This is a genomic window from Methyloversatilis sp. XJ19-13 (genome assembly GCF_024580155.1).
In the GTDB taxonomy this organism is placed as follows: Bacteria; Pseudomonadota; Gammaproteobacteria; order Burkholderiales; family Rhodocyclaceae; genus Methyloversatilis.
The window spans coordinates 127,558-137,191 of record NZ_JANINH010000010.1 but is presented as its reverse complement, the minus strand read 5'-3'; the positions used below and the strand labels follow the sequence as shown (position 1 = coordinate 137,191).

Genomic DNA, 9,634 nt, shown 5'->3' with positions numbered 1-9,634 from the left:
GACGGGTTGAGCGCTGGACGCAGTCCAGCGGTGAAACGCGAAGCACTGCTTCGCGAACCCCGAGCCGGGAGCCGCAGCATGCGGCGAACCGTGGGTCGAGGGGCGTTACCGTTAGCCACCACGCGGCAGCGCGCGCACGGCCGCTTCGAGACTGTCGAGTGCGGTGCGGATGACGGAGCGGGGCGAGGCGAGGTTGAGCCGCATGTGGCCGCTGCCCGCGGTGCCGAAGCTGATGCCGGGGTTAAGGCCGAGTCCGGCTTCGCGGATGAAGAAGTCGCGCAGCGCGGTGTCGTCGATGCCCAGCCCGCGGCAGTCCAGCCACAGCAGATAGGTGCCTTCCGGCGCGACCGGGTGGATGCCGGGCATGGCGTGTGCGATGCGGGCGATGGCTTCGTCGCGCGTGGTTTCGAGGTAGTTCATCAGTGCGTCCAGCCAGGGGCCGCCGTCGCGGTAGGCAGCTTCGAAGGCGGCGACGCTGAACGGGTTGGACGCGCTGACGTGCAGGCGCCCGAAGACGTTTTCGATTGCGCGCCGCTCGGCGTCGTCCGCGATCAGCGCCGACAGGCCCAGCCCCGGAATGTTGAAGGTTTTGCTCGGCGCGACCGTGGTGACGATACGGTCGCCCGGCTGCGCCAATGTGGCCAGCGGAATGTGCGTGTGGCCCGGGTAGATCAGGTCGTGGTGGATTTCGTCGGACAGCACGACCAGCCCGTGACGGCGCGCCACGTCCAGCATGCCATCGAGCTCCTCGTGCGACCACACGCGGCCGACCGGGTTGTGCGGCGAGCACAGCAGCAACAGTTTCGCGCCGTCAGCGGCGCAGCGCTCGAGGTGATCGAGATCGATGGTCCAGCGGCCGTCGCGCTCGAGCAGCGGGTTTTCGATCACGCGCCGGCCGGTGTCGCGGATGGCCGAGAAGAAGGGCGGATACACCGGCGGCTGCACGATGACGCCTTCACCCTCGGCGGCGAACGCCTGAACCGCCGCGTACAGCGTGGGCACGACCCCCGGGCACATCAGCACCGATTCCCGCGCCACCGACCAGCGGTGGCGCGATGCGAGCCAGCCGGTCAGCGCATCGAAGGCACCGTCCGGGTAGAGCGAGTAGCCGAATACCGGGTGCGCCGCGCGCGCCGCCAGCGCATCGAGCACGGCGGGCGGCGCCGCGAAATCCATGTCGGCCACCCAGAGCGGGGTCACGGCCGTCGTACCGAAGTAGCTGGCGCGCCCGTCGTGCTTGACGCTGGCCGTCCCTTCGCGCGCAATGAGGCGGTCGAAATCTACGCTCACATCCGTCGTCCCGTTCAGCGCACGCGTTCCCACAGTGTGACCTCCGCCACCGTGTGCTGGTGCTTGCGACGCGTTTCACGGATGACGAAAGGCACGTCGCGGGGCGCTCCGATCTGGCTGAAGTGCTCGCCCAGGATGAGCTTCATGCCATCGAGCGTGGTCCAGCTTTCGCCATCCTTCTTGAATCCGCCCAGCCAGTCTTCGCGTTTCGTGTGCTCTTCGAGCCAGGTGTAGGGCGAGCTGATCATCAGCACGCCGCCGACATTGAGGCGTTCATGCACCGACTTCAGGAAGGCGGCCGGATCGTACAGCCGGTCGATCAGGTTGGCGGCCAGCATGAAGTCGTAGCCGGTCAGCACCGATTTGAGGTTGCAGGCGTCGCCCTGCTGGAAGTCGACCCGTGTGCGCACCGCGTCCAGCCCCATGTCGGCCAGGCGGCGGGTCTTGTACGACACCAGTTCGCCTTCGTCCGGCAAGGTGTAGCGCAGCTCGCCCTGTTCGGCCAGGTGGACGCCGGCGTTGATGAAGCGGGCCGAGAAATCGACGCCGGTGACGTGTTCGAAGTGACGTGCCAGTTCGAAGGTGGATCGGCCGGTGGCGCAGCCCAGATCGAGCGCGCGGCGGTCCGGGAGACCGGCCATGGCTTCGATGGCGATCTGCGCCAGTGCCTTCGGGAAGTTGGGCACGCCGAAGTACTCGTCGCCGTAATGGAATTCGGCGTACTCGGACAACTGCCGGTCGCTTTCGTAATAGACGTTCGGCGCTGTGGCCGGTGTATCGCTCACCACGTATCGGAACCCCGCATGCTGGAAGAAATGGCGGCGGAAGGCATAGCGCGATGCGCGCGTCGCCTCGTTGCCGCAGGAAATCCACGAGCCACCCTTGATCAGGTTGTGGCGCGCGTCGAAGGTCGGTGTCGAGAAATCATCATACGTCGGGTGCACATCGAAGCCGGCGAACGGGTAGATCGGCGTTTCCGTCCATTGCCACACATTGCCGACCACGTCGAAGAAGTCGCCGTGGGCAAAGCGATCGACCGGACAGGACGACGCCCAGTGATCGAGGTGGATGTTGGCGCTCGCTGCGCCGTTCTCCGGTATTTCGGTCACGCCGGCTTCGTCATACAGGCGGTACCACTCGTCTTCGGTCGGCAGCCGCACCGATGCGCCGCAGCGCGCGGCCTTCCAGTTACAGAAGGCCTTGGCTTCGTGGTAATTCGTTTCCACCGGCCAGTTCCAGGGCATCGGCACCTGTTCGAGCATGAGCCGCAGATGCCAGCCATCGGCCGTGCGGACCCAGAACTCGGGGTGTGCGGTCTGGTGACCATCGCCGGTGCGCCAGGCGCGCCAGGCACGACCTTCGTCTTCCCACCAGGCTTCGTTCGCGTAGCCACCGTCATCCACGAACTCGAGGAATTCGCGGTTGCTGACGACGAAACGACTGGCCTGGAAGGCATCGACCGCGACTTCACGCTGCGCGTATTCGTTGTCCCAGCCATAGATCGGGTCATCGCGTCGCCGGCCCAGTCGCGTGAGGCCGGCAGCGACCGGGTGCAGCGTGTTCTCCGGTGCATCGTCGGTGTCGCGGCAGGGCTCCCAGGCCGGGTGCGGGCGCACGTAATCGAGCCGGCTCTGGCGGATCAGCACCGATGAGGTTTCGAGATGGATGCGCTCGTGCTCGATGCCCATGATGACGACCCACCACGGGTTGCTCCAGCCGATCGGCGGGGCGAGCGGCGCGTCGTGGATGACGCGGTCGACCACGCCACGCACCGCGTTGCGGTAGTCGCGCACCGCCTGCACGCTCGGCCAGTCGTAATTCGACTCGTTCAGATCGTCCCAGCTCATTTCATCGACGCCGACCGCGAACATCGATTCGAAGCGCGGGTTGATGCGCTCATTGATCAGACCGGCGAGCAGCAGCTTGTTGATGAAGAAGGTCGCGGTATGGCCGAGATAGAAGATGAGCGGATGGCGCAGCGAAATCGGTTTCCTGTAGTACGCCTCGTCACAGGCCAGCACCTCGAACAGCTGTTCGTAGCGGCTGAAGGTGGCGTGAAAGTAATTGCGCAACGTGCTGCGCAGCGCGTCCGGGTCGGTCGCATCGAGGCGGGGCGTGCGCAGGAAAAGCGTATCCGGATGGGCTTGCATGTTCTTGTAATACTCCGGCGGATGCGGGTGTTGGAAGGGCTGCCTGTATTCGGCAATCAAGGCGCGATCATCCGCTGACGCCGACGGCGACCGCGCGTGAGACGCATTGCAGGGCCGACAAGTTCAGATATTGTGCCGCGCCCACCGGGTCGTGCGTATTTCAAGCCGGATCCGGCGCAAACGCGGCGGTGTCGCCACCCAGTTCGCGCGCCAGCCAGTCCACCAGCAGCCGGGTGCGGCCGGGCAGCAGGCGGGCGTGCGGGTACACGATGTGAACCGGTCGCGGCGGAGGTTCGAAGTCGCGCAGCACGACGCGCAGCGTGCCCTGTTCCAGTTGCGGCCTGACCTGGTAGCACAGGAACAGGCCGAAGCCGGCGCCGGCCGCACAGGCGTCGACGGCCGGCGCGATGTGGTTGAACTCGAGGTTGCCGGCGACCGGCACGGTGACGGAGCGACCGTTGATCAGAAAGCTCCAGGCCGGGCTGGAGGCGCCGCTGAAACGGACGCAGGGTGCGCCGCGCAGGGCGTCCGGTTGTCGTGGCTCGCCGCGTGCGGCGATCAGATCCGGGCTGCCGACCACGATCCGGCGGATCGTGCCGAGCGGCCGTGCGATCAGGCCGGAATCCTCCAGTGCGCCAATGCGCACGCCAACGTCGATGCCTTCTTCCAGCATGTTGACCACGCGGTCGTACAGCAGCACGCGCAGCTTCACGCGCGGATGACGCAACGCGAAGCGGGTGACCGCCGGCGCGACATACATCTGGCCGAACTGTACCGGCGCGGTCAGCACGATCGGTCCGGACGGCTCCGATGCCCCTTCCTTCAGCGCGTCTTCGGCGTCCTGCACCGCAGACAGCACGTGACGGCAGTTTTCCAGATAGCTGCGGCCTTCGTCGGTCAGCGCGATGCGTCGCGTCGTACGGTTCATCAGGCGCACACCGAGATGCGATTCGAGCGCGGCAAGCGTGCGTACCACGGCAGGCAGCGAACAATCGAGCACGCGTGCGGCGGCGGTCAGGCTGCCCTGTTCGGCGATCTCGATGAAGACGGTCATGGCGCGGAGCGTGTCCATGGCGGAAAACTACTCTGTTTGATGAAGGTGTTTCGCAAATTGTCGTCGATTGCTGCATTCCGTGCGTCAAATGGAGTTTTTGCCTGGGAATCGACGCGCCGCATCCGGACACTGTCACGCCGCGCAGGGTATTCGAATCGCGTCGCCACCTGCTGCCCGGTGCAGCGGCATCGGTGTTCTCGCATCCCGGTGTGTCCACCGCGCAGACCTTGTCCGCTGCGCGGCGCAGTGCCTTGTCGGCGTGCGAAGCGCCGACCGCACGAGCGCACACCAGGCGATGCGACTGCTTCTGCGCGTTCGGTACGAGCACGCATGACCCGGCGCTTTACGCGTGGAAACTGCGCACGCAGCCCTGGACGGTGAGCCGTTGAGGCTGGCGGTGCCGTGGAATAGTTCGGCTTCAAGCGCAGAGCAAGTCCGTCGTGCGGGCCGGTTTCACCGAACGCAGCGGGCAAGTGCCCGGGGGAGGCGCGTGCGCCTGTGTCTTCCCGCCGGGTGCCGACCGGCCCGTGACGGCACCGGGCAGACGTCGAACGGCCTCGCACCGGGATTGTTGTCGGCAAGCGTCCGCGCTTCCGGCCCGCGGCTGCATGGCGCCCCGTATAGCGATGCTGTCGGCAATGTAAGGAAATGATGCCCCGGCCTGTCTGCTGCGCCGTGGACAGACCAACGACGCGTGCTTCACCCGGGCGCCGCCGAAACGCTTCACGGGGCAAGGCGGCGACATTTCGCGACTCGCCCGTGTGCGGAATCGTCACGCGGGATGCAACGGGCCGCAGCCGTCAGGTCGGGCGCGCCCGGCTCCGGACCAAGCGGACAGCAGGAGAGCGATCATCGATCCACTTTCGGAACAGAACCACCCGGATGCCTCGAAGCACCGGGTGGCCGGTCCTGGCGAATCAGTCGCGACTGACGACCGGGCAATTCACGATGGCGTCTATGGGCAGAAAGGCACTGCCGCCCACGCCGGTGACATAGCCCTTCTGTGCAAGACCTTCGATGTCGCCGACGTCGGTCTGCAAGGTGTTCAGACCCTCGGCCAGCGCGGCACCCGAGTACTCGCCGAAGAAGACATCCCACAGCGGGCTGTATCGACCCTGATTGGGCGTCCACGCAAGCACGTTGAGGGGGGCCAGACCGTCCAGCAGTGCAGAGTTGAAGCCCTGGCGGTCGGGGTTGTCGGCACCGGTCTGCCCGTTCACGAAGCCGACCAGCTTGGCGCGCGAAGAGTCCGTGCCGTCGCCGCCGGGGAACGGTGCGGCGCCCAGCGCCGGGGCATAGGTGGCGTTCTCGAGCGCGGCGCCGGCTTCGGTCGAGGACTCGGTCGAGACGTAGTACACCTTCTTCCCGTTGGCAAAGCCGATGGTTTCCTGCAGGCGTACCCGGTTGGCTGCGGCGTCAATGCCGACCACCTTCGGGTGCTGGCCAGTCGGATTCGCGACATGCGGCGCATTGCGGATGACGCCATTCGGCATCTGGATCAGGGGCGAGTAGCCGGGTTCGGCCAGCGGGCCCGGCACGGCGGACAGCGGCGGAAAGCCGGTACTGGGCGTCGGCTCGACCACGCGCTTGCCGGAAAAATCGACGCTTGCCGGGAAGATGATCTTGCCGTCCGCCCTCACCGTTACCTTCATGACCGCCGCTGTGCCGCGCGCGTTGGTCAGCTTCGATGCCTGGTTCACGCCGAGACGTGCGGCGTCCTTGCCGTCGGACGTATCGAAGATGACAAAGGTCACCGGGTTGCCGCGCAGGTCTTCGCCTTCGTACTTGCGCATGGAAACGACATCGCCGGGCAGTTCGATGGCGCTCTCGATGAAAAGCTTGTGCTCGTTGTCGTCGTTCCGCGCCTGAACGCCTGCCGACAGGGTGAGGGCGAGGGCACAGAGCAGGGCATCAAGCGTTCGGCGGTGGAAGACGGCGTACTTCGTGTTGTGCTTCATCAGGTTCTCCGGGAGTGGTTCGCTCGCCGCGGAATGCGGTCGTCGTAGAGGATCTACGCGTACAGATTGCGCGCGCCGCTTCCTGGAATGCTCACGGATCGGTAAACGATATTTGAACAGGACTACGGGAACCCTCCCATGCAGACTTCATTTGAACGATATGCGACCCGATCCGCCGGCGGGCTTTCCGGCAGACCGGTGCTGGTGGTCGAGGACGATCCGGAGATCGCGCGCATGATTTCGCTCAATCTTGAAAGCGAAGGCTATGCCCCGGAGATCGCGTCCAACGGCGTCGATGCACTTGACCGCGTGCGCCGCAAGGACTTCGAACTGCTGTTGCTCGATCTCATGTTGCCGGGTATCGACGGCTTCGGCGTCTGCAAGGCGGTACGGGGCATGTCGCGCTACCTGCCCATCATCATCCTCAGCGCCAAGTCGGCGGAGGCGCATCGCGTGCTCGGGCTGGAACTCGGGGCGGACGACTACCTCACCAAGCCCTTTTCCTTTCCGGAACTGAACGCGCGTGTCCGCTCGGTCCTGCGGCGCATGGAGGCGGCGGCGCATCTCGGTGCCACGCTTGCGGGAACGGTGCGTGCAGGTGAGCTCTCCATAGATCCGCTCGCGCGGGAAGTGCGCGTGCACGACGAAGTCGTAAACATGACGGCGCGAGAATTCGACCTGCTGCTGTTCTTCGCTCGCCATCCGGATCGGGTGTTCAGCCGGATGGAACTGCTTGACCAGGTGTGGGGCTACACCCACGACGGTTACGAGCACACGGTGAATTCACACATCAACCGGCTGCGCGCCAAGATCGAGCCACAGCCCTCGCGCCCGCAATACATCCAGACGGTGTGGGGCGTGGGCTACCGCTTCCACCGGGGCGATGCGGCATGATCCTGCGCAGCCTCTACACCCGCCTGGCGCTGAGCTTCGCAGCCATCCTGCTGTGCTTCGGCAGCGTGCTCGGTGTCGTCAGCTACAACGCCGCGCGCATGCATCAACAGGAGGTGTCGCAGACACTGAACCGCGGCCTGGCGCAGCACATCGCGGCGCACAACCGCCTTGACGGCGGGACGACGGATGTCGAGGACAGCGCCGGCGTCGGCGAACTGTTCCACATGTTGATGGCGGTGAACCCGCTGATCGAGGTCTACATGCTCGACGCCGCCGGGCGCATCGTCATGCATTCGGCACCGGAGGGGCACCTGCACAGGCAGCAGGTGTCGCTGGTGCCTGTGCATGCCTTCCTGGCCGGCGAGCGCCTGCCGGTCGTCGGCGACAATCCGCGCATTGCCGACCGGCGCGACGTGTTCAGCGTGGCGCCCGTCACGCGCGCCAATGGCGAGCCGGGCTACCTCTATGTCGTGCTGGCGGGCGAGACGTACACACGCATGAGCCAGTCAGCAGGGCTCGGCTATGCACTGACGGCCGGCCTGTGGCTGGGCGTGGCGGTTCTGTGCTGTGCGCTGGTCGCCGGACTGGTGATCTTTCGCGGCATCACGCGGCGCATCAACCGGCTGGCCGAGCGGGTCGAGGCCTTTACGCCGGTATTCGGTGAGACCCGCGGCGCGCATCGCACGGAGGCCCGGCGCGACGAGATCGGCCGTCTCGTTCACAGTTTCGGACGCATGGCGCGCACCATCACGCGTCAGCTCGACGAACTGAAGCAGCAGGACATGCTGCGTCGCGAACTCGTCGCCAATGTGTCGCACGACCTTCGTACGCCGCTGACCGTGATGCACAACTACCTGGAAACATTGCTCGCACGCGCCGACCGTCTGGCACCGGCCGAGCAGGCCGACTTTCTCGAACGCGCGGTGCGGCAGAGTCAGGGCGTGGCGCGTCTGGCGCAACAGTTGTTCGAGCTGGCACGGCTCGAATGCGAAGAGGTTCCTCCGCAGCCGGAACCTTTCTGCATCAACGAGCTGCTGCAGGACGTCGGACACAAGATGCAGTTCGGCGCGGCGGCGGTCGGTGTCCGGCTGGACATCGCCCACCCGCGGGACGGACTCAAGGTCGAGGCCGATATCGGTCTGATCGAACGCGTACTCACCAATCTGATCGACAACGCACTGCGCAGCACGCCGCGTGGCGGCACGGTTCGCCTGGATGCCGTTCCCGACGGCGAGACAGTCGTGGTCAGCGTGACGGACACCGGCTGCGGTATCGCGCCGGAGCACCTTCCGACCTTGTTCAGCCGCGATTCGCCGCTGCGCCGCCGCGGCGCCGGCGATGTGTCGCGCGGCGGGCTCGGCCTGCTCATCGTCCATCGCATCCTGGCGCTGCATCGCACCACCATCGAGGTCGAGAGCGAACCGGCGCGTGGTACCCGTTTCCGCTTCTCGCTGACGGCGGTTGGCTGGTGTGCTCAGGCGGCATGAGCGCCGGAGCGGCGGGCGAGCACGAAATCGGCAAGCGCGCCGAGCGTGCTGCCGGTGCCGTCGGGCTGTTCGCCCAGTGCTTCGAGCGGCAGGCCGAGCCGGTTCACCCAGAACGTGGGATAGCCGAAGGCGCGGGCGCCGGCTGCATCCCAGCCGCCGAAGGCTGCGAACACGATGCGCGAGCGCGGCAGGCCGAAATGGCTGACGCCCATTGCGTAGGCGCGTGGATCGGGTTTGAAGGCGCGCACACGGTCGGTCGACAGGGGCGTTTCGAGCAGATCGCCGATCTGTGCGTTGCGGGTGGCCGCCTGCAACATGCCTTCGGTGAAATTGGACAGGAAGGCGAGGCGGATGCCGGCATCGCGCAGACGCTGCAAGGCCGGCACGGCGTCGGGCCATGCCTGCAGTTCCAGGTAGGCATTCATCAGCCGCGTGCGCGCCGAGGCGGTCAAGTCGAGCTTGAGCAGTTGTGCCGAGAAGACGAGGGCTTCTTCGGTCACTTGCCAGAAATCGGCATAGCGGTTGCTGAGCGTGCGCAGCCAGGTGTACTCGAACTGCCGCGTGCGCCAGGCGTTGCCCAGTTCGGCGCCGCGGCCGGGGAAGATCGACTCGGCCAGTGCGAAGACGGGACGCGGGTCGAAGGTGGTGAAGCCGTCGAGTGCCACGGCGCCCGGCGGACCTTCGTCCGCCCATGCGGCACGGGTGGTCTGGAAAGCGCCTGGCACAGCCAGCGCCGACAGGCGCAGCAGGCGTCGACGTGCGACAAGGCGAGGGTGTTCGGCGGGCTTCATGGACGCTGGC

Annotated in this window: 7 protein-coding genes; 2 read left to right on the top strand and 5 right to left on the bottom strand. The window is 66.3% G+C overall.

Annotated features, from left to right (window positions below):
* Positions 1–111: 111 nt before the first annotated feature.
* From NMQ14_RS13955 to NMQ14_RS13940, 4 genes are all read right to left on the bottom strand, one after another.
* A complete protein-coding gene (locus NMQ14_RS13955) occupies positions 112–1,290 on the bottom strand; it encodes a PatB family C-S lyase (RefSeq protein WP_257097090.1) in 1,179 nt (392 codons plus the stop codon).
* Between the two features lie 14 nt (positions 1,291–1,304).
* Positions 1,305–3,440, bottom strand: coding sequence for a 5-histidylcysteine sulfoxide synthase (ovoA, locus tag NMQ14_RS13950; RefSeq protein ID WP_257097088.1), 2,136 nt, complete (start codon positions 3,438–3,440; stop codon positions 1,305–1,307).
* A 160-nt stretch (positions 3,441–3,600) separates the two neighbouring features.
* On the bottom strand, positions 3,601–4,512 hold the full coding sequence (locus NMQ14_RS13945) for a LysR family transcriptional regulator (RefSeq protein ID WP_257097085.1): 912 nt from the start codon (positions 4,510–4,512) through the stop codon (positions 3,601–3,603).
* 899 nt (positions 4,513–5,411) lie between these two features.
* On the bottom strand, positions 5,412–6,452 hold the full coding sequence (locus NMQ14_RS13940; protein ID WP_257097083.1) for a hypothetical protein: 1,041 nt from the start codon (positions 6,450–6,452) through the stop codon (positions 5,412–5,414).
* Positions 6,453–6,590: 138 nt separating this feature from the next.
* Between NMQ14_RS13940 and NMQ14_RS13935 the strand changes: the two genes are divergently transcribed.
* Together NMQ14_RS13935 and NMQ14_RS13930 are read left to right on the top strand one after the other, a co-directional pair.
* Positions 6,591–7,346: a response regulator transcription factor gene (locus NMQ14_RS13935; RefSeq protein WP_257097081.1), complete on the top strand. Its 756-nt coding sequence runs from the start codon at positions 6,591–6,593 to the stop codon at positions 7,344–7,346.
* Positions 7,343–8,833: a HAMP domain-containing histidine kinase gene (locus NMQ14_RS13930; protein WP_257097079.1), complete on the top strand. Its 1,491-nt coding sequence runs from the start codon at positions 7,343–7,345 to the stop codon at positions 8,831–8,833. Before NMQ14_RS13935 ends, NMQ14_RS13930 begins: the two co-directional genes overlap by 4 nt.
* Here the strand turns inward: NMQ14_RS13930 and NMQ14_RS13925 are convergent.
* Positions 8,821–9,624: a haloacid dehalogenase type II gene (locus NMQ14_RS13925; protein ID WP_257097077.1), complete on the bottom strand. Its 804-nt coding sequence runs from the start codon at positions 9,622–9,624 to the stop codon at positions 8,821–8,823. The two genes, NMQ14_RS13930 and NMQ14_RS13925, sit on opposite strands and share 13 nt — an antisense overlap.
* Between the last annotated feature and the right edge of the window lie 10 nt (positions 9,625–9,634).

Bases quoted from the DNA above. Each gene is read 5' to 3' on its own strand.
- ovoA (WP_257097088.1), bottom strand. From the start codon at position 3,440: ATGCAAGCCCATCCGGATACGCTTTTCCTGCGCACGCCCCGCCTCGAT.
- NMQ14_RS13945 (WP_257097085.1), bottom strand. From the start codon at position 4,512: ATGGACACGCTCCGCGCCATGACCGTCTTCATCGAGATCGCCGAACAG.
- NMQ14_RS13940 (WP_257097083.1), bottom strand. From the start codon at position 6,452: ATGAAGCACAACACGAAGTACGCCGTCTTCCACCGCCGAACGCTTGAT.
- NMQ14_RS13935 (WP_257097081.1), top strand. From the start codon at position 6,591: ATGCAGACTTCATTTGAACGATATGCGACCCGATCCGCCGGCGGGCTT.
- NMQ14_RS13930 (WP_257097079.1), top strand. From the start codon at position 7,343: ATGATCCTGCGCAGCCTCTACACCCGCCTGGCGCTGAGCTTCGCAGCC.
- NMQ14_RS13925 (WP_257097077.1), bottom strand. From the start codon at position 9,624: ATGAAGCCCGCCGAACACCCTCGCCTTGTCGCACGTCGACGCCTGCTG.